The sequence below is a fragment of the Rhodococcus sp. ACPA1 genome (assembly GCF_002300195.1).
Taxonomy (GTDB): Bacteria; Actinomycetota; Actinomycetes; order Mycobacteriales; family Mycobacteriaceae; genus Rhodococcus_F; species Rhodococcus_F opacus.
Window position 1 is genome coordinate 1 of the sequence record NZ_NSDX01000016.1, and the last position, 19,189, is coordinate 19,189.

The following is a 19,189-nucleotide window of genomic DNA, read 5'->3' on the forward strand; positions in this document are numbered from 1 at the left end:
CGAGCAAACTGTACTGGCAGAGAAACGGGAACGAGCAAGATTCACTGACAAAAAGGACGATCGACTGTCACAGGACAACAGTCCGTGCATTCATAGCGGACAAATCGGGCATCGACCCTGTAGGTTCTCGCCCGACTTGTCATTTGGCGACAGAGTTGGCCTGCGGTTTCTCAACACGATGTTAGTGCGGGGAATCTCACCATCTCCTCAGCATCCGCGAGAGCATGCCCGACCGGGAGAGATCTCGCGGATGCCCTGAGCTGGGCGAATGCGGAGATTAGGTCTGGGCTCCTCCGACGAAAATTAGGTGACCACCGCGGGTGAGGACAGGGGTCGGATTTTCCGTCTCGACGGAGGGGCCAGCGAAGCGCCCCTGAATTGCTGACACGGAACTCGAGAATCTACACCGACCGCGAGAACCTACAACAACGGACTCCGGGCCCCCTCCGGGGCATCGCTCCGTGTCACTCATGGTTCGTGAGCACTAGGCCGCGATAATTTCAGTTATCGCATCCGGTGAAACCTCGAGGTCAGCGACGTTTTGGCTCCGTGGGAGCGGCGCTGATCGACTCGATGAGGCCGGTGTCCGTGGTCGCGGGTGTTGCAGTCGTTCCCCCAAGGGCGTTGTGGGCGTGGGCCAGCGGGGAACAGATCGGCGATTGGTACCGGCATCAACCGGGCACATACTGCGGCCAGGGCCGTGTGTTGTCCGTCGCTGAGAATCCAGACGATGGCCTCACGGAATTTGCAGACGCAGGTGTCGCCGTTCGTCGGCAGGCTGACGGGCTCGTCGGCACGGTGACTGCTGTGACGTCATTGTGAACGCCGACGATCGGCACGATGACGGACGCAGCCGGGCACAGCGAGACCGGACGGGACGGATCGGGTACGGTGCTCGCACCGGGGCGGGTTCGGCCCGAAATGTCAGCCGCCGGCGCCGGTGGTTGCCGTCGCGCCGCCGACGGGCGTCGTGGTCGGAGAAGCGCCGCCTGTCGCTCCGGGCACCGCGGCCGGGTTCCCGGCGGGCACCGAACCCGCACCGTAGAAGACCGGCAGGATGCCTTTGAGGAGCGTCAGGGCCGATCCCTCACCGGAGGGCACGGTGGCGAGGTTCGTGCCGATGACGATCCTGAGGTCGGTGTTCGGGTCCATGCCCATGAAGGTCATGAAGCCCGGAATCTGGCCGTCGTGGCCGATGAGGGGACCGAACCGGGCGATACCCAAGCCGTATCCGGCGGCGGTGGGGTTGGCCGGATCGGTCGGTTGGATGCTGTCGAGGCGGATCTTCTGCGTCTGCTCGTCCAGGAGTCCGCCGCCGACCAGTGCCTTCACGTAGGTGGCCATGTCTGCGACCGTCGAGATCGCGCCCCCGGCCGTCCACGCCCATGACGGGTTGGCGTTCGTCTCGTTGTTCGGCTTCAGGGTGCCGGCGACGGCAGCGGCCTGCTCGTCCGCCGGAAGCGCGTAGGTGTCGATGGTGGAGACGTTGGTGCCGAACGAGTAGCCCTGCGGATGTGGTTCGGGGATCGAGGAGTCCGCGGGCGCGGGCAGCGAGGTGTGCTCGAGTCCGAGAGGTTCGAAGATGCGCTGCGCGAAGGCCTCGGCCGCCGACCTGCCGGTGAGCTGCTCGATGATGACGCCGAGCAGGATGATGTTGGTGTTGCTGTAGTCGAACTTCTCCCCGGGCGGGAAGTTCACCGGGTGGGAGAAGGCGATCGCCAGCAGCTCGTCCGGCGTCCACACCTTGTCCGGGTCCCTGTCGAGTGTCGCGTTGAACTGCGGGTCGAAGGTGTAGGAGTAGAGCCCGCTGTGCATATCCGACAGTTGCGCGATGGTGATCTTGTCGCCGTTCGGCACGCCCGGGCGGTACTTGGAGACCGGATCGTCGAGGCTGAGCCTGCCCTCCTGCACCAGTTGGAGGATGACCGTCGACGTCATCGTCTTGGTGTTGCTCCCGATCCGGAAGTGGTCGTCCATCGACATCGGCTTGTTCTCGTCGATCGTCGTCGTGCCGAACGTCGCCGACCAATCGCCCTGATCGGGCGAGGTGATCAGAACCACCGCTCCCGGAATGGCGTTGTCCTTCATCAACCGGTCGATCAGTGGTTCCAATGTCGCCGCGTACGCCGGCTCAGTGCCCGTGGTGGCTGTCGCCGACTGGGTGGACGTCGGTTGGGACGTCCCGCACGCCGCGACCGTCATCACGGCGGCCGCGACGAGGGAAGCCGCGATGGTCTTCGTGCGTTCCATGAGGTCGCCCGGTTCTGTGTCGTTCTGCGTGGGTGGGGGTGTGCGCGTGATGCCGATGTTCGCCAGGTGGTGTCCTCGCGACGGGAGCGGATTCCTGAGCACACCCTAGCGTCGTACAGCGAGGACTCGGTGAATTTCGGCGGCAAGAATCTCGCGCACGAGTTGGGTTACGTGCACCGAGTAGCGGCCGCCCGCGTGTAATGGACGGTCCGGGTGACTGTCCCCATGGCGTCATGCGGGTCGGTGTCCTGACCGCCCCGACCGAGGAGTCCCGTGAATGCCGGGTTCCGTTGCGGTGTGACCGGACTCGGGGTGCGCCCACAAGCGGTTTCTCGTCGCCGTCAGTCGTACAGCCTGGCGACGAAGCGCGTGCATGTTGCCGCAGACCCGCTCGATCCTCCCTTGGGGGCGCGAGTTCCCAGGCCCGGTCTGCCGTCGATTCCACCGCGGACGTCGACGCCGCCGACGTGTCGCGGGTACGCATCCCCGATGGCGACGGCCGCGACAGTGGTGCACGGCATTATCCGGAAAGTAGATGCACGTCACTGCGCCGCACGCCGACCAACTCTCCGCGCTGCAGTCTTGCCCGCGAGAGCACCAACACGATCAGCCGATCTCGTGCGGACCGGCACGATGCGAGTCGTTCGCCATGCAGGTCCTGACAATCCGCCAGCTCGTAGAGCTGTTCGAGAAAGATTCCTGGTGCGCACTTCGCCGCAGGTCGTCCCCGGTGTCCTTCGGCGTCCGCGCCACCACGAGGGGTGAGGTTTTCGTGGGCGCGACGTTGTAGTCCTGCGCGATCTCGGGGTCGGCCGGTTCAGCCTGCCACGATCCACCGACGAGCCGGTCGTGCTCAATGCCCGTCGAGATCCGTGGGGTTCGGTTTGGGCGCGTTGAACACCAGTTGCGGGCCGGGTTCGGCAACGAGGGGCCATGGCGGATCGGGAGAAGTCGTGGTCGGCCCGGGTACGTGTCACTGTTGGCGACCGAACCCCCGCCCGCGCTTCGCTACCCGGACGAGATGCTGGCGGTGTTCATCGACAGCAACGCCGCCGCCACGGTCGCCGGGATCAGTGAGCTCGTCGCCCAGCTGACGATCAACGCGGACGCCGTGCCGGCGTGGGCGGGCTAGTTGATGCGTGGTCCCCGGACGCGTTCGGCGTTGCGCTGCGGGAAGGGTTCGCCATCGTTGTATTCGCGTTCGAGAACGGCGAGGTAGTGGGCGAGGGCTTCGTCGACGAGGTTGGACCAACTGTTGGGGGCGCCGGCGATATGGCCGATGGCGGCGACGGCATTCTTGCCGCTTTCGACCTTGGCGCGGTTGATGAAAACCAATTCCTGCTTCGTGTCCGCGGGAACCCGTGTGGTGGTCTTCTGTTCCTCGCCGAGGGCCACCGGCCCCGATTGGGTTTCGGCGATGGTGACTGCTTCTCGCGCGACGTCCACGCCCTGTTCGACGAGGTTCGGCAGTCGTCGATTGCGGCGTTCGACGGGGTTGTTGGCGAGTCCGGGCTCACGTGTCACGCTGATCAGGAGATCCTTCCGACGAGTTCTCGAGCACGTCCCACCCTGATGGACGCCTGCGCGGGACTGGGGGCGGCGTTCGAGCGGGTTGTTGGCAAGTCCGGGCTTACGTGTCACGGTCATCGGAGGTCCCTTTCGACGAGTTCTCGGGCGGCGTCGCGGTAGGCGCGGGCCGCGGACGAGGACGGTGCCCACCTGACGACGGGTTCTTCGGCGCTGTAGCTTTCGCTGACACGGACGGACTTCGGGATGATGGTCCGCATCGTCTGGTCGGGGTAGGTCTCGCGGAGCGCGGCAAGGACCTGCTGGTCGATGACCTGGCCGAGTTCGACCCGGCCGCACAGAATGTGATTGAGCCGTGCCGTGGGATTGAGCAACTCGACCTGCTCGGTGATGTAGTTCTCGATCCGCATGAGCGCCTCGAGTTCCATGGCTCCCGTCATGACAGCGGCGAGCACTTCGGTGCAGGCGACGAGTGCGCTGATGGTCAGGTGGTCGAAGTCTCCGGGGCAGTCGAGGAGGTTGAAGTCGACGTCGGGGGCGCCGGCGAGGGCTTTGCGCAGGACGCCGTGTGCACCGGGCTTCTTGAGGAAGTAGGGCCCGACGGAATCGAGTTCCTTGGTGGCAGGCACGAGGTGGATCCCGGACGCGGTGATGGTGGTGGCGTCTTCGATGCTCGCCACCATCATGAGTACCGACAGGACATCGTTGTCGACGGCTTCGGGCGTGGCGCCGAGCCAGGTGGTGGCGTTGCATTGTGGGTCGAGGTCGACGACGCGGACGGTGTAGCCGGCTTCGACGAGGGCTTGGGCGAGGTTGACCGTGCTCGTGGTTTTGGTGGAGCCGCCTTTATGGTTGACCAGTGCGATGGTGCGGGTCATGGGCCTGTCCCTTCGTGAAAATTTAGTGACGTGACATGTACCAATCCTGAAGTTTCTCGTTCCGGCGGATTTCTGAGATCCTCTCTGTCGGAGGACGATCTACCGTGACCATCGTGACGAGTAACAGGTCGCCCCTCACTGCCCAGACCGGTGATCCGTCACCGTCCTGATCTGCGGGGTTCCGCGGATTGGTGTGTGGCGGCCTGTTTCTCGTGAATCGATGCCATCAGCTCGGTCAGGCCGGTGTCGGCCGCGATTAGCGCCGCGATGTAGTCGTTCGCGGTCATGCCATGTGCCTTCGCGGCGCTGGCAGCTGCTTCTTTGAGCTCTGGTGGCACCAGCGCCTTGACTACAGCACGGGTGCCCTTACTGGGCCGCCCTCGGCGGCTGGAAGCAACGATCTCGGCCATGCCCGCAATTCTGGGACCAGAAAGTCGAACGACCTAACCGACACGCCGCACCCTCAGAATTTCTCCGCGGCCGGTCATGGCTTGCATCGTTGCAGAACTCGACGACAGGAAATGCTGACCTACAAACGTTTTCGGACGGGTTTTGCGACATCAACGATTTCGATAACGAAAGATCGCCGGCGACTGCCCGCCAGCGTCCGAGAAAGGAACGAATGATGGACGCAGCCGCCTCAATAGGAACAACCGATCAATCTCGGAAGCCGTCCCCCTTCGTCGCCCCGATCCGGGACTTCTTCACCAGACGGGGCGGTGACCGGCGAGGGCACCTATCCCAAGGCCCGCAAGGGCCGAAGCAGGCGTGGTAGATCGGCTGAGCGGACGATGACCGGTCGGTGAGCACTACCTGGCCGGCTCGGACAGTGACTTCCCTGACGATCGGCCACTGCACTGCACATGCGGACGAGCTCCCCGAGATACACGTCGGCGCGACGTAACCTCCCAGCGTGCGGCCTACTTCTGGTGTCGCGGATTCTGTCGACGCGCGGTGAGCGTGTCGTTGATCTCGTCCACGTCGAAATGTGCCGGGTCGTGCTGGCCGGGTCGGTCGATGCCGAGCCAGTCGAGCCGCTCGCCGTGTTCGGCATGGGCTGGGTCGGCGAGGATCTCCAGCAGCTCCAGGTATGCCCAGATGCCGCCGCAATCTTCGGGTGGGGCCTTCCGGCGCCCGCCGACGCACCGCGGGGAGGTCGCGCCATCGGCTCCCGGCGTGGAGTCCTCGACGGTGATCACGTGTTCCCAGTTGTCGCCGAAATCGTAGGTGTAGGTGAGTTTCGTCCCGGGACCGGTCGCGACCTGTTCGAGAGTGACCTTCGTGTCGGATCGCAATCCCAGCTCCGGGTCGGGAACACCGAACAGGCCGTAGGCGGTGTCGAAGGCGTACATGTGCGTCGAGTGCCAGTCGAACGCCACCTGCAACAGCTCGTGCAGCTCGCGCAGCGTGATCTCGCCGGGAACCAGCAGACGCCGCCAGATCGGCGGTTTGGCGCCGCGCAGGTCGACGCGCAACTGCAGAATGGGGGCCTGGCCGTTGCGTGTCTTGCGCTTGGCGGGCAGCTTCGGGATCGAGCCCACCGGGGCGGCTGAGGCCTTGCCGCCGAACACGCCGGGCAGGTCGGTGAGCAGATCGAGTGTCGCCAACAGGTCGGTGCCGTCGAATTCGTCACACCCGCCGTGCGGCTTGGGTTTTGTCGACAGCGGCAGTGCTCGCAGCCGGGCCCGGAGCAGCGACGCGAGGCCGTAGTATCCGGGACCGTCCTCGTCGAGCAGGTCCGCGTCGTCGAACAGGTCGTCCGGGTCGGTGAGGTCGTCCGGATCGAACGGGTCGTCCTCGTCGTCGCGGTCGTGATGGTCGCGCGTGTCCATCGCGACTTCGGCCCGCCACCGGAATTCGGCCGGGTCGAGGGTCGTCGTGGTGAGCCGGACCTTGTCCCGTTCGGCGTTGCGGGCCAGCTCGGCGAGCGCTTCGGTCAGATCGCCCGAGTCCAGCAGCATGATCTCGGCGGCTTCCCCGCACTCCAGGGGGTCGAGCAGAATCATCACCGCATGGCCCGCGCCCGCGCGGTCGAATCGGGCGGCAAGCACCAGCGCCTCGCTGTCCGCGGACAGTTCGACGCAGTCACGTGCGGTCACCGGAGCCGACAGTGCCCTCGTCCACTCGGGGGCGGTGACGCGGTGTGCCCGCAGTCGGTTCAGTCCCGCAGCAGCGGCCTCGCCGATTCGTCCTTCACCGAGCGTGGCGAGCGCGGCGAGCATCCCGGCCGCCTGTGGGTCGCCGACCGCCTCGATAACCGGGATGAGCTCGGACGTGGCTTCCTCGGCCGCATCTGCGCCGAGGAAGCCTATCGTTCCGAGGAACATCGAGCCGACGATTTCCGCCTCGACCGGATCGGTGATCTCGGCGAAACCCGTGAGGACCGTCTCCATCACGGCCCTCGGATCGCTCCCGTCGTCGGCATCGTCGGCACGATCGTCGGGCGGTTGAGCTGTCGAGTCGACCAGGGGTGACGGCCAGTGGTTTCCCGGGCGTTTCGCGGGCGGCGTGCGCTTGCTCACGGCTGACTACTGTTGCACATCGTCCATCGTGGACATTGGGCAGCCGCCGAAACTTTTCGGAGTCGACACCAGGATCCTCGACCTGATGCGCGCGGCGCCGCATCCACCCCGACGCTCGCCACCCTCCAGTGTCGGTTGGTGACTGCTGCCGGGGCCGGTGGTTGATCAGATTTCCGTCGGCTTGCTTACCCGCGACGGTGCCGGCGTGATGCGGTGGGGGTCGCGATCGCCGAGCAGGGCCGTCAGGCCAAGCGTCGGGGATGTTGCCGCCGTACGTGATGGTGCATTACGGCGGTGCGGCTTGGCACCGCCGAGAGTGGCGGCGGTGCCGTGGTGAGCTCTCATCAGAGCGACGGGCTGCGATCTTCGGGCTTGCGTGCTCGCGGATCCGGTCCCGAGGTATCCGTACGGCACGCTCCTGGGTCTCGGCGTCGTTCTTCTTCGGTGCAGGGGCAAGCTCCGGCCGGGATCTGGGAGCCCTGGCGGGCCGGGACCACGGCTGATCATGTCGGGTGCGCTCGGCACAATGATGACCATGACCGTTGCGCGATCTTCGCCCGATGCCGCACCCCAGGCGGTGCTGGAGGGGGTGCTCGAGCGGATCACCTACGCCAACGAGGACACCGGCTACACCATCGCCCGCCTGGCCACGGAGCGGTCCGGCCCGGATCTGGTGACCGTGGTCGGGCCGCTGCTCGGCGCCCAGATCGGTGAGAGCTTGCGGCTGACCGGTCAGTGGGGCAACCACGCAAAGTACGGCAAGCAGTTCCAGGTGCGCTCCTACACCACCGTGCTGCCCGCCACCATCGCGGGCATACGCCGTTACCTCGGCTCCGGGCTGATCAAGGGGATCGGGCCGATGATGGCCGAACGCATGGTCACCCACTTCGGTCTCGACATCCTGACCATCATCGAACACCAGCCGCAGCGGCTGATCGAGGTGCACGGGCTCGGCCCCAAACGCACCCAGAAGGTCGCCGATGCGTGGGAGGAGCAGAAGGCGATCAAGGAGGTGATGGTGTTCCTGCAGGGGGTGGGGGTGTCCACCTCGCTGGCGGTACGGATCTACAAGAACTACGGCGACGGCGCCATCGGTGTCGTCCGCGCCGAACCGTACCGGCTCGCCTCCGACGTGTGGGGCATCGGGTTCAAGACCGCCGACACCATCGCCCGAGCGGTCGGGATACCGCACGAGAGCCCCGAGCGGATCAAGGCCGGGCTGCAGTACACCCTGTCGCAGGCCGCCGACAACGGGCACTGCTACCTGCCCGAACCGAACCTGATCACCGAGGCCGCCAAGATCCTCGAGGTTCACCGGGACCTGATCGGCCCCTGCCTGGACCAGCTCGCCACAGACGACGGCGTGATCTGCGAACCGGTCCCCGCCGGTGACGGGAGCGTCCCCGCGGTCTATCTGGTGCCCTTCCACCGCGCCGAGAGCTCCCTGGCCGGCGGCCTGCTCGGCCTGCTCCACTCTCCGGCCGACAGGCTCGCCGCGTTCACTCGGGTCGACTGGGACACGGCGTTCACGTGGCTGCGGGACCGGACCGGGCAGGACCTGGCCGACGAGCAGAAGGGCGCGGTCACACTCGCCCTCACCCGCAAGGTCGCGGTGCTCACCGGCGGGCCCGGCTGCGGCAAAAGCTTCACCGTCCGCTCCATCGTCGAGCTGGCCACGGCGAAGAAAGCCAAGGTGGTGCTGGTGGCGCCGACCGGGCGGGCCGCCAAACGGCTGGCCGAGCTGACCGGCCACCAGGCCTCCACCGTCCACCGCCTGCTGGAGCTGCAACCCGGCGGCGACCCGAAATACGACCGCGACAACCCCCTCGATGCCGACCTTGTGGTGGTGGACGAGTCGTCGATGATGGACGTCATCCTGGCCAACAAACTCATCAAAGCCATCCCGGAGGGGGCGCATCTGCTGCTGGTCGGGGACGTCGACCAGCTCCCCTCCGTCGGTGCCGGAGAAGTACTGCGCGACCTGCTGGCCGCCGACACGATTCCGCGGGTGAGGTTGACGAAGATCTTCCGGCAGGCCCGGCAGTCCGGGATCGTGGTCAACGCCCACCGCATCAACGCCGCAACCGGCCCGCAGCTCACCGGGTTCGACGACTTCTTCTGGTTCGCCTGCGAACCCGCGGAACAGTCGGATCTGCACCCGGCCGAGGAGACCGCCAAGCTGGTGGTCGACATCGTCGCTCGCCGCATCCCCCACAAGTTCGGGCTCAACCCGCGCCAGGACGTGCAGGTCCTGGCACCGATGCACCGCGGCCCCGCCGGTGCCGGCAACCTCAACGCGTTGTTGCAGCACGCGCTCACCCCACCGAAGGACGGACAGCCCGAACGCCGCTACGGCGGCCGGGTGTTCCGGATCGGCGACAAGGTCACCCAGCTCCGCAACAACTACGACAAAGGCACAGCCGGGGTGTTCAACGGCACCGTCGGCGTCGTCACCGCCATCACCACGGAGGACCAGACGCTGACCGTGCTCACCGACGAGGACGAATCCATCGACTATGACTTCTCCGAACTCGACGAACTCGCCCACGCCTACGCCGTCACCATCCACCGCTCCCAAGGCAGCGAATACCCCGCCGTGGTCATCCCCCTCACCACCTCGTCCTGGATGATGCTGCAACGCAACCTGCTCTACACCGGCGTCACCCGCGCCAAGAAACTCGTCGTCCTGGTCGGCTCCCGCAAAGCCCTGGCCGCGGCGGTCCGCACCCCGGGCGCGGGCCGCCGCCACACCGCCCTCACCCACCGGCTCCAGACCAGATAACTGAGGTTCCGACTGGGGCGCTGGCAGGACCGGCAGCGGATAGCCCGCATGCTCGGCACCTTGCCGCCCCACCGCATTGCGCAACTTGATGCGATCGGATTCGTGTGGAGTGACGACGACCGTCCCCTTCCCGCCGTATCATTCGCCGACTGCAAGCGGCGACGAAGGCTCTCCGAGATTGCCGCCTACCGCGAAGAGCACGGTGACGCACTCGTTCCCGCGAACTACGTCACCGCCGACGGTGAACAAGTCGGCCAGTGGCTCTACCGGGCGGTGAAGAAGTGGCGAGCCAACACCCTGCCCGGCGACGAACGGCGCCCACTCGCCGCCCTCGGCGTCTCCCCTGGCCCACGCCCCCGGGGACCACGAACAGCAGCACAACCCGTCGGATAACCACCCCTACCGCCCTGCCCATCGGGGCTCGGACCGCTCTCCGGTGGACAGTGGTGGCGGGCTCACATGTGGACCGCTATTTCGGCCGAAACATGCAGGGCCATCAGACTTTCCCTGGAGAGAACTCCTCGTCGGTGACGGCTGCCTCGAACGTCAGCTTCACCTCAGGCACGCCCTTCGCTGAGGCGAAAAGACAAGCACCGTGTCGGGAGGACCACGTCCTTCACCACCGACCTTCTCCCAGAGCCTCGCTGTGGCCGGCGATGCCCTCATCCGCATACAGGCACACCCAGGGCACGCTAGCTACGCTAGTTATGCGAGCTAGCGATGACCGCGAAGCGGCCGCACGTTCAATCCCTAACGGAGGCACGGCGGCGGCAGCACCGTGCCTCCGTTGCCTGTGCTGCCGCGCCCAGGGGTCGTTCACCAGATCTCGTGTCCTCGAATCCGGTCCAACTCCCGCGCTCCGGGACGCCTGGCCCGTTACCGTCTGTCGGTATGGGGACCACCTTCCACGGGCCGAGTCCGTGGCCCCACATCACCCGCGCCATCCGCACACGGGGGTATGCTCTGCGGCGATCGGCTACCTCGGGCAGGACGCACCCGCCCTGCTTCCGCTGCGCGCCGGTGACGTGCTGGTCGTCAACGTCTCCAAGGCCGCGGTCCGGGCGCATGCCACCTCCCCTCCCCTACCGCCCTCGCGTACTACGTGAACAAGGGTGTTCGGGTCCTGTCCTCCCCGACCCTGCACGCGAAGGTGATCCAGCCGAGCGGTGATCGGGTCGGCGAACGCGTCCGAGAACTCCGCCTTCGCCGACGATGCCGTCATCATCACCGACAACCCCGAGGTTGTTGTCTCGGTGCGGAAGTACATCGACGGCATCGACGAGATCACCGAGGTCGACGAGGTATTCATCGACAACCGCCCGGGAGTGGGAGACGGCCGGGCGGTGCCGATCCCCGTGTCAGCGGCAGAATCCACGACCCGGAAACGGAGTTTTTGCCTTTCCCGGTCACCCGGATGTTCGTCAAACATGCCGTCGACTACGAACCCTCCCCGACGGAACACCAGGGGCTTGCCGAGCACCGGGCGCGGCAGCGGACGACGGCTGGGCCGGTGGTGAAGTACCAGATCGAATCGCTTCGCCTCGACAAACCCGCGGCCGTGAAACGCGGCGACGTGATCGTTTTCGTCGCTGCCGACGACCAGTGGTTTTACCCGCCCGCTGTGGTGGTGTCCGACCGCATGAAGATTCCGCGGTCCGGTGGTGCGGTGCTGTTCTCCCTCCGTATTCGCGCCGATCTGTCCCCTCTTCCCCTCACCGATGCCGAGACGGCGCTCACCGACCTCGGGCATCCCGGGTCACGGCTGCGGACCGATCACTTCGTCCGCTCCCCCAGCCTCCGGACCGCGCTGCTGGCGTTGTGTGCCCTCGGAAAATCAGTGCGCACACCACAGGTTCCTGCCCGCGACGCATCGGACACCCGCGGGGACAGGCTCGGTGGACTTCGCTACGGCGCAAGCGATGTAGAGCAGCAGCAGCGCGAGAGGGCTCTCGGGGATGTGCGCTGTCATGACTGGTCTCGGTCGAGGATGTCGAGGGGGACGCGGTTGCGGTGGCTGATTTCCCACCGGCCGGCTTCGAGGTCGTGAAGGAGGTCGCGGCATTGCTCGTCGGTGCTCACGTCCACGCTCTGCGCGACGATGTTGACAGGGCCGCGGATTCCGCCCCGCCAGTCGATGACCGTGTAGACGAACTCACCTTGGCTGGGGAAGTCGCGTGGGCGGGTGCAGACGACGAAGTGCTCCGAGGTTGCGCGGACGGTGTAGTGGCGGCGGGGTTCGAGACCGAAGCGGATCCGGGCGCCGGCATCGAGTGGGATCGGGGTGGTGGGTGATCCCTTGGCGTTCATCAGTGTCACCGCGCACCCCCGTCCGCGGACGGTCCTTCGGGGCACGGGGTGCGCTGATTGTCGGCGAGGGTGTTCCGGTCGATGTGGCCGCGGCGCAACCCCTCTGGCCGGTGCCCGAGATGGAAACCGACGTGACCGGCATGGTGTCGGTGGGGGCAGGGGTAGATCGCCAGGCCGTGCCGTTTTTCGTGGTGGGTGCGGGCCGCGCGGGCGGCCCTGCGGGTGAAGTAGGTGCGTTTGCCGCCGCAGTGCGGACAGGTCACCCAGCAGGATGCCGGACGGTGCGTTCGAGGGGCCACTTTTCGGTGCTCCTATTCGACTGGCAGATATAGGTTCTCGGGCAGTACGTCAACGCCGGGGCGATGACCTGAACTGCGTCGTTTCTTTACCCGGTCCAGTCGTCCCTCGGCACAGCCACCGCTCTGACTTGCCAGGTGTCGGTTCCGTGGTCGAAGGTGAAGTTCGGATGATGTGGGACGGGAGATGATGAAGCCCGGAAGGTTTTCCTACCGGGACGCGCTTGGATTGTCAGGCGGCGCGGGTGATCTGCAGGTTCAGCCAATCCGAGACCCACTGGATGGCGTTGCGGCCGGCGTTGTCGACGACGAGGTTCTGGTAGCTCTGGTGTGCCCCGGAGGCGAAGAAGCTGGCCGCGGTCAGGCCCTCCCCGACCACCGCGGCGAGATCCTCGGCCCCCCGCGAGCGCGCCATCGTCGACACCGACCCGGCGAGTCCTGCGAGGTCGAGGGTCTGCGCCTGCGTGGTGATCGCGTTGCCTACGGGATTGGTCTGCTTGCCGAGCAGCGCGGGGTCGGTCTTGCTGGCTTTGCCGGTGAGCATGTTCGCGGCCACCGAGGCGAGTTCGAGGCCGAGTGGGAGCAACGCCGTGGTCTGCGCCGCAGCACCGACCGGGTCGGGTAATACCCCGGGCGGGGGAAAGAGCTTGTCCGCGGCTGCCCACGCAATTTCCTGGGCTTGGCCGGCGATGTTGGCCAGCTTGATCACGTCGACGTTGCCGAGGATGCTGGTGACCAGCGCTGCGATCTGGGTGTATCCGGACGGGTCCGGGATGATCGCGAGGATCTGGGAGATCCACTTCAAGTCGACACCGGCGACCATCTTCACCAGCGGCTCGAACTGCACGTTCAGCTCTCGGGCGGTATCGCGGGCGGCGCGGACATCGCCGGCGGCAATTCTTTGCGGGAGCACGATCAGGTTGTGCAGGATCTTCGGAATATCGAGGGCAGTGACGCCGGTGACGACGTTCAGGGCCTGGTCGACGACGACTGTCGGTTTGAGGACCGACAGCACGCTCGAGGCGGAGGAGAGGGCATCTGCCGGGGTGGCGGCGACGGGTGCGATTTGGCTACCAAGTGATGCGGCGGTGCCCGCGAGTTGAGAGATTTCGGGTGCGGTGGCCGGCAGGGTGGTGGTGCCATTATGGGCGAGTTTGGCGGCGGTGTTCGCGATCGTGGTCACCGAGTCGAGTGCACCGGCCAGGTCCGCATGGCTGGCTGCGGTGAGGACCTGTGCGGCCGCGTTTTCCGGTGTGCCCACCGGGGCTGCGGCCAGGCCCGCGGTGGCGGCGGTGTTCGCGGCCCCGGACTGCAGCAGGTCGGCGAGGGGGCTGAGTGTCTTGCTCAGCGCGGTCGCGGTGTCGGCGATCTGGTTCACATCGATCGAGCCGCCGGTGTCGGTGCCGGACAGTTGCCTTCCGAGCGCGTCGATAGTCGATCCGAGACCGGGGAGGTCTGCGTCGGTGAAATCCGAGGTCAGCGCGGTGGCGACCGCCGCGTCACCCCCACCGGCGCCGGCACCGGTGGTGCCGGGGGTCTTCGACAGGATCGACCCGAGCGATCCGAGGAACGGATTGGCGCCCTTGCGGATCGAGCAGTACAGGTCGTTCGGATCGCAAATCGAGGCGACCCGCCCCGACAGCGTGCCCATGCCCTGCGACCGGGGACCGGCGATCCCCTCCCCGGAGGTCTTCGGCCCCACCGTCGCGGCGCCCTTCGTGCCGGCACCGGGATCGGCGATCAGCGCCACACCGAGGACCTGGTCCGCATCGACCGGCCCTCGATCGTTTCCGATCGCCGACGCAAGATCGCCTGCAGCGTCGGCACCCTGGGAGTATCCGGTGATCGTGATCTTCGCGCCCCGGCATGTGTCGGAGTAGGACTTCAACACGGCGGTGGCCTTGCTGACCGCGTCGAGTTTGCTGTCGGCGTAGGTGTGGCCGTTGTCGAACGCGGACGCCATGTACGGCAGCGTGTATATCTGCGCGCGAGCACCATTCTGTGCCTCGATTGCCTCCGCGACCGGGGCCAGCATGCCCACGGGCCGGGTCGGGTCGGCGTTCTCGTTGGTCTCCCACGTTCCGGGGATAAACAAGTTGAACGTCGCCGCGCAGTTGGCCGGGTTGGCATAAGCGATCACGGGTGCGGTAAGAGCGACGCCGACGACGACGGTCGCAGTGGCGATCAGTGCGACCGTGCGACGGGTTCTCGAACGTCTGGCGGGCATGGGCACCTCGAATTGCCGGAAGGGACACTGATGCCTACCTTCACCCATTTCGGCGTTTCCCCTCAACGGGGTGTCGGGGTGCCCCCGCTCCTCTTTCGGGCGCTGACCGGCGAGAATGGGCCGGAGTCGGGTGTTTTCACCTGCGATGGAACAAGGGGCCACCCGACCCGTGCCGCAGCGGGCTAGTGTGGTCCCCAGGCGTTTTAGATCCAGTCGATGTGGACCGAATCGATGTGGTCGAAGTGGAATCCGAACTGGTCGCTGTACTTGTCGAAACCCTTGTTCTCCGGGTAGTCGAGGGTGGCGTGCCGCTCCAGCAAGGCCACGACCCGGGCGTGATCGTCATTCGCCAGTGCGGCGGCCAGTTCGCGGGACTCCTCACTGGTGAACGGTGTGTCCGAGTTCGCGAAATCCAGGGTCCGGACCCGGTAGTCGTAGCCCTCGTCGGCACCGTTGCGGACCATGACGCCACCCTTGACGCGGATGACCGCCTTCTTCGGGGTTCCGTCCGGCCGCAGCACGCCGGCGCGTTTCATGATGTCCTCGGCCTTGACGTTGCGGAGTTTCTTGCTGGCGTCGGCACGCAACTCGTTCGTTTCCCCCGACCTATACCGGGACACGGCGGAGCGGGACCGGCCGATCTTCGCCGCGACGGCGTCGACGCCGCCGAGGCGTTCGATCGCCGCACGGCGCTGGGCTCGCTCGAGGACATCCGGGTGTGGGATGCGGCCCTGTTGCGCCCACCGGCGCAACGTGCGAGCCGACGGGGGTGTGCGGCCGGCATCGATCGCCGCCTGCCGCAGTCCCTCGTTGCCGAGTTCCTTGCGCAGCTGCTTGACCGAGACCTTGCTGGTCAGTCCGGCCAGTCCCCCACTTTTGACCTGTTTGGATTTTTCGACACCGCTGGTCGCGGCGTTGGCCACGGAGACCTTGAGGCCGTCGAGACCGACCGCCTCCTGCGCCGGCTTCGTGGTGCGCGGCTTCGGAAGATGCAGGGCCATCAGAGCACCCCCTCCCCTTCGTCGGCGGCGTCCTCGTTGTCGGCGAAGGCCGCCTTGATCGCGAGGTTCACCTCGTGCACGTCCTGCGCCGAAGTGAAGGCGGACAGGAGTGTGTCGGTGAGGACCACGTCCTTCTCGACCGACATCTTCCCCAACGCCTCGCTCGGATCGGCGATGTCCTCGCTGTCAGCGAGGAGGTACACCCAGGAGTCGGTGACGGTGCGGACCGGCCAACGATTGTGTTCGCGGGCGATCCGCATCGCGACACGGCGGCCACGCCACCGGCAGTGCGCGATGATCGACGCCCGCCACAAAGGTTGGTGGTGATGTTGCATCTGCTTCGCAGTCCACATGTCCGGGTTGACCATTCGCCCGATGTAGCCCTTGTAGCAGGTGCCGAGGAACCGCTTCGTCGCGTCGTCGTCGGTGTCCACCGCGGCCTTGCGGGCCTCGCGCAGGATTTTGGCCCACTTGTCCAGCGCCCGGCCCTGCTGTGGGTAGACCCAGGCCTCGGTGATGTCGAGGTCGCCCCGGTCGGCGCCGATTCCTCCGTCCGCGACCGGTGAGCACAGTCCGTCGAGGCTCACGGAGGTGACCCACGTCTGCACCGGTTGGTCGGTGAGCATGTGCGGGTGCGGCAGGGGTAACTTCTCGGGCAGCGACAGTGCCTGTCCGGCAGGCAGGGTGATTCGCCACAGCCCGAACGGTGCACCCTTCTCCCCCACCGCCGCGGCCGCGGCATTGTCACCAGTCAGGAGTTTGGGCTGCCCGTAGCCGAATTCGAGCATGCCCGCGGATGCGAGGTAGGCGGCACGTTGATCGATCGAGACCAACCGGTGGGCATTGTCGAGATCATCGGCCTCCGGGACACGGGTCCAGCCGACGGCAGGTTCGAGGTCTCCCCGCGGCGGGCCGTCCAGCGGTGGGACCGAGCCAGGTGTGGTGACGACGATGCCTTTACCGCTGCGGGTGCGTTCACGCTTGATTTTGTCGACGAGGGCGGCGCCGGTCCGCGCGGGCGTCGGTCCCGGGAGCACCCCCAGGTGCTGGGCGCACCAGGCCAACCGGCGACCGAGTTCACGTGCCGCCGGGAGGTCGTCGTCCGGGAGATACGTTCCGGCGGTGGGTGAGCCGAGGATGCCCATGTCTCCGACGCGGTTGTGCCAACCGAAGTCCTTGTTCCAGTAGGTCCACACGTACGGTTCGATCACCACATCGACCATCGAGGTGAAGTTCCCGATTGAGCGGGACAGGTGTACAACATGCCCGGGGTCGCCGCGGAGTTCCCAGCCCGCGTTCAGCAGTGGGGTGAGGGTGGCGTGCAGGACGGCGGTCAGTTCTTGGGCGGCGCGGTTGCGGAGGGCTTCCATGTCGTCGACGTCGTCTTCGCTGCCTGGGTCGATGATCCACCCGAGCAGCTCGCACGCGGCCTGTCCGACGATCCAGATCTGTGCGGGGGCGCCCAACGGTGTCAGCGCGGCCCAGCGGATCAGTTTGTCCAGCTTCTCGACGGAGTCGACGGGACCGGTCAACTCCCGCCCGGAGGGTGTGTAGGTCCCGTCGGCGGTCACGATCAGCGCATGGCCATCGGCTTCTTCTCCGGCGGGCAGCGTCTCCCACACCGGCGGATTCTCCGCGTCGTTGCCCGCCTCTTCGCTGCCAGCCGTGTCGCTGCCAGCCGCGTCGTCGTGCACTTCGTCGCCGTCGACCGCAGCGTTGTCCACTTCTTCGCTGTCCGTCTCGGGTGTCGGCGGGGTCGGGGCGCCGGCTTCGGCTTCGGCGACATCCGACCGCTCGGGCGATGCAGGGTGTGCGGCAGCGGCCGGCTCAGAATCCGCATGATCGGCTTCGAAGAAGACATCAGCATCGACGGCGACAGCGTCGTCGTCGGGAAGAACGTCATCGTCAGGAAGAAAGTCGTCGTCGGGAAGAACGTCATCGTCAGGAAGAACGTCATCGTCAGGAAGAACGTCATCGGCGGACGAGGGAGATGTCGTCAGGGTTGTCTCGGGCAGTGCGAACAGGGGTATCTGTTCCCACGGACTGCTCATGACTCCTGCTCGGTGATCCGGCCGTCGTGATCGGCCGGCGGGACGCGGTAGCGGTTGAAGAACTCCTGCAGGGCCACGTCCACGACGTTGGTCACCGTGGATTGGCGATCGTTCACCAGCCAGTTCAACCGGGCCTCCGTCGAGGCCAGGACCCGGGTATTGAGCGGAACCTTCGCCGGGCCCTTCCGCGGTTCAAGCTTCGCCGTCAATTCCGCACTCGGCGTTTCCGCACCACCGAACTCTCCCGCACCGGACGCGCGCCTCGCCGAGCCCGCGGCGCCTCGTCCGGCCGCGGTCGGGCGGCGGCGGGCGCCGCCTTCAGAATTTCCTACCTTCGCCATCCCCACCCCCTCGTGTTCGGTGTGCCGCCCGTGTACGTGCGCGGACCTCACCCTACCCACTACGTGCCGTGTTGCCGGCATTTTCGCTGGCATGTTTGCGCGCAGATTTACGCCCAAACTGTGACCGGGGTGTTACCCCCCGCCGAGGGCATCGACGGACGCTGGTAGCGACGACGCCGGAGACACTGCCCAGGCAGTGTCTCCGCAGGAAACCATCATGATGCGACCACCGCGGAGTCGTCATTTCACCAGCGTGACCGGCACCCCGGGGGTGATGAACAGGTGGTTCCGGGCACCATCATGGGTGAGCGACATCGCCACACCCAGGGTGTGTCCCTCGGCGAACCGTGCGAGCAACTCCCGAGTGGCCTCGAACCTGGTCTGGCTGATGCCGTAGGTGACACCATTAAAAATGAGGCTGGGCACCCTACCTCCTTTGCTGACGGTGCATCGTTGCCGAAAGTCTCGCTGACAACCCCTCGTCCATAGGGCGGACACACCGTCGCGGCCTGGCGGAGGTATCTGCTGGGGTGGGGTTACCAGCGGTAGACGACGCTCGGGTCCGGCTCGTCGCTGCCCCGAATCGCGATCGGAGTCGCCGGCGTGATCAGCAGGCGAACCGTCGAGTTCTGGCTGACGAAACCGACGAATCCACCATTGCCGTTGTCTGCGAAGAGGCCCCGGATGTCGTCCTCGAGGCCGTGGGCGGCGGCCGCATCGGCGAGTGGATATCGGACCCCGTCGTAGATCGCTTCGTAACTCATCATCCTTCTCCCGCCGGTCTCGTCTCGTGGTGCCCATAGCGTACGAGCGCCGGGCCGCCGGTCGGGGCCGACGCCGACACCGACGCCGACACGTTGTCCGCAACCGCGTGATCCGGCCGGATCGCTGCACCCCAGGGCGACCGCGGTCAACCCGCCCCCGCGCCACCGTCGACCTCGCCGGGAAGCGCCGGACCGACGGCGCCTCCCCCTTTAGCTTCTTTTAGCGTTGCCAGGGACCGGCAC

General features: G+C 66.5%; 15 protein-coding genes and 2 pseudogenes. 4 read left to right on the top strand and 13 right to left on the bottom strand.

Going from position 1 to position 19,189, the window contains the following annotated elements; all coding sequences use genetic code 11:
• Nucleotides 1–924: 924 nt before the first annotated feature.
• Nucleotides 925–2,250: a serine hydrolase gene (locus CJ177_RS46060; RefSeq protein WP_095871083.1), complete on the bottom strand. Its 1,326-nt coding sequence runs from the start codon at nucleotides 2,248–2,250 to the stop codon at nucleotides 925–927.
• A gap of 979 nt (nucleotides 2,251–3,229) precedes the next feature.
• Between CJ177_RS46060 and CJ177_RS47895 the strand changes: the two genes are divergently transcribed.
• Nucleotides 3,230–3,382, top strand: coding sequence for a hypothetical protein (locus CJ177_RS47895; protein ID WP_218835213.1), 153 nt, complete (start codon nucleotides 3,230–3,232; stop codon nucleotides 3,380–3,382).
• Here CJ177_RS47895 and CJ177_RS46080 read toward each other — a convergent pair.
• From CJ177_RS46080 to CJ177_RS46095, 4 genes are all read right to left on the bottom strand, one after another.
• Nucleotides 3,379–3,897, bottom strand: coding sequence for a hypothetical protein (locus CJ177_RS46080; protein ID WP_095871038.1), 519 nt, complete (start codon nucleotides 3,895–3,897; stop codon nucleotides 3,379–3,381). The genes CJ177_RS47895 and CJ177_RS46080 overlap by 4 nt on opposite strands.
• Nucleotides 3,894–4,655, bottom strand: a complete 762-nt coding sequence (locus tag CJ177_RS46085) for a ParA family protein (protein WP_095871039.1) — start codon at nucleotides 4,653–4,655, stop codon at nucleotides 3,894–3,896. Before CJ177_RS46085 ends, CJ177_RS46080 begins: the two co-directional genes overlap by 4 nt.
• 158 nt (nucleotides 4,656–4,813) lie before the next feature.
• Nucleotides 4,814–5,065 (bottom strand): hypothetical protein, encoded by a 252-nt coding sequence (locus CJ177_RS46090; RefSeq protein ID WP_081276653.1) that lies wholly within the window; start codon nucleotides 5,063–5,065, stop codon nucleotides 4,814–4,816.
• Between the two features lie 510 nt (nucleotides 5,066–5,575).
• A complete protein-coding gene (locus tag CJ177_RS46095; protein WP_095871040.1) occupies nucleotides 5,576–7,177 on the bottom strand; it encodes a plasmid pRiA4b ORF-3 family protein in 1,602 nt (533 codons plus the stop codon).
• Nucleotides 7,178–7,712: 535 nt separating this feature from the next.
• Between CJ177_RS46095 and CJ177_RS46100 the strand changes: the two genes are divergently transcribed.
• The 3 genes and pseudogenes from CJ177_RS46100 to CJ177_RS47900 all read left to right on the top strand — a co-directional run.
• Nucleotides 7,713–9,959, top strand: coding sequence for an ATP-dependent RecD-like DNA helicase (locus tag CJ177_RS46100; RefSeq protein WP_095871084.1), 2,247 nt, complete (start codon nucleotides 7,713–7,715; stop codon nucleotides 9,957–9,959).
• Nucleotides 9,960–9,965: 6 nt separating this feature from the next.
• A pseudogene (locus tag CJ177_RS46105) lies at nucleotides 9,966–10,352 on the top strand (helicase associated domain-containing protein); the annotation flags it as partial.
• 498 nt (nucleotides 10,353–10,850) lie between these two features.
• Nucleotides 10,851–11,778 (top strand): annotated as a pseudogene (locus CJ177_RS47900) (phosphatidylserine/phosphatidylglycerophosphate/cardiolipin synthase family protein); the annotation flags it as partial.
• A gap of 146 nt (nucleotides 11,779–11,924) precedes the next feature.
• On the opposite strand, the gene CJ177_RS46115 reads toward CJ177_RS47900, so the two are convergent.
• The 8 genes from CJ177_RS46115 to CJ177_RS46150 form a co-directional block, all read right to left on the bottom strand.
• Nucleotides 11,925–12,266, bottom strand: a complete 342-nt coding sequence (locus CJ177_RS46115; RefSeq protein ID WP_257015100.1) for a hypothetical protein — start codon at nucleotides 12,264–12,266, stop codon at nucleotides 11,925–11,927.
• Nucleotides 12,267–12,271: 5 nt separating this feature from the next.
• On the bottom strand, nucleotides 12,272–12,565 hold the full coding sequence (locus tag CJ177_RS46120) for a hypothetical protein (RefSeq protein WP_257015101.1): 294 nt from the start codon (nucleotides 12,563–12,565) through the stop codon (nucleotides 12,272–12,274).
• 229 nt (nucleotides 12,566–12,794) lie between these two features.
• On the bottom strand, nucleotides 12,795–14,789 hold the full coding sequence (locus CJ177_RS46125; protein ID WP_095871043.1) for a cutinase family protein: 1,995 nt from the start codon (nucleotides 14,787–14,789) through the stop codon (nucleotides 12,795–12,797).
• 203 nt (nucleotides 14,790–14,992) lie between these two features.
• Nucleotides 14,993–15,790, bottom strand: coding sequence for a hypothetical protein (locus tag CJ177_RS46130; RefSeq protein WP_095871044.1), 798 nt, complete (start codon nucleotides 15,788–15,790; stop codon nucleotides 14,993–14,995).
• Entirely contained in the window at nucleotides 15,790–17,841 is a 2,052-nt protein-coding gene (locus CJ177_RS46135) for a hypothetical protein (protein WP_095871045.1), read from the bottom strand. The genes CJ177_RS46130 and CJ177_RS46135 overlap by 1 nt, the downstream gene beginning before the upstream one ends.
• Nucleotides 17,838–18,182, bottom strand: coding sequence for a hypothetical protein (locus CJ177_RS46140; RefSeq protein WP_095871046.1), 345 nt, complete (start codon nucleotides 18,180–18,182; stop codon nucleotides 17,838–17,840). The genes CJ177_RS46135 and CJ177_RS46140 overlap by 4 nt, the downstream gene beginning before the upstream one ends.
• A 240-nt stretch (nucleotides 18,183–18,422) precedes the next feature.
• A complete protein-coding gene (locus CJ177_RS46145) occupies nucleotides 18,423–18,608 on the bottom strand; it encodes a hypothetical protein (RefSeq protein ID WP_095871047.1) in 186 nt (61 codons plus the stop codon).
• Nucleotides 18,609–18,718: 110 nt separating this feature from the next.
• Nucleotides 18,719–18,946, bottom strand: a complete 228-nt coding sequence (locus tag CJ177_RS46150) for a hypothetical protein (protein WP_095871085.1) — start codon at nucleotides 18,944–18,946, stop codon at nucleotides 18,719–18,721.
• Between the last annotated feature and the right edge of the window lie 243 nt (nucleotides 18,947–19,189).

What these genes read in the sequence shown, in the direction of transcription:
- CJ177_RS46060 (WP_095871083.1), bottom strand. Translation starts at nt 2,250, where the DNA reads ATGGAACGCACGAAGACCATCGCGGCTTCCCTCGTCGCGGCCGCCGTG.
- CJ177_RS46080 (WP_095871038.1), bottom strand. Translation starts at nt 3,897, where the DNA reads ATGACCGTGACACGTAAGCCCGGACTTGCCAACAACCCGCTCGAACGC.
- CJ177_RS46085 (WP_095871039.1), bottom strand. Translation starts at nt 4,655, where the DNA reads ATGACCCGCACCATCGCACTGGTCAACCATAAAGGCGGCTCCACCAAA.
- CJ177_RS46090 (WP_081276653.1), bottom strand. Translation starts at nt 5,065, where the DNA reads ATGGCCGAGATCGTTGCTTCCAGCCGCCGAGGGCGGCCCAGTAAGGGC.
- CJ177_RS46100 (WP_095871084.1), top strand. Translation starts at nt 7,713, where the DNA reads ATGACCGTTGCGCGATCTTCGCCCGATGCCGCACCCCAGGCGGTGCTG.
- CJ177_RS46115 (WP_257015100.1), bottom strand. Translation starts at nt 12,266, where the DNA reads ATGAACGCCAAGGGATCACCCACCACCCCGATCCCACTCGATGCCGGC.
- CJ177_RS46125 (WP_095871043.1), bottom strand. Translation starts at nt 14,789, where the DNA reads ATGCCCGCCAGACGTTCGAGAACCCGTCGCACGGTCGCACTGATCGCC.
- CJ177_RS46130 (WP_095871044.1), bottom strand. Translation starts at nt 15,790, where the DNA reads ATGGCCCTGCATCTTCCGAAGCCGCGCACCACGAAGCCGGCGCAGGAG.
- CJ177_RS46135 (WP_095871045.1), bottom strand. Translation starts at nt 17,841, where the DNA reads ATGAGCAGTCCGTGGGAACAGATACCCCTGTTCGCACTGCCCGAGACA.
- CJ177_RS46140 (WP_095871046.1), bottom strand. Translation starts at nt 18,182, where the DNA reads ATGGCGAAGGTAGGAAATTCTGAAGGCGGCGCCCGCCGCCGCCCGACC.
- CJ177_RS46150 (WP_095871085.1), bottom strand. Translation starts at nt 18,946, where the DNA reads ATGAGTTACGAAGCGATCTACGACGGGGTCCGATATCCACTCGCCGAT.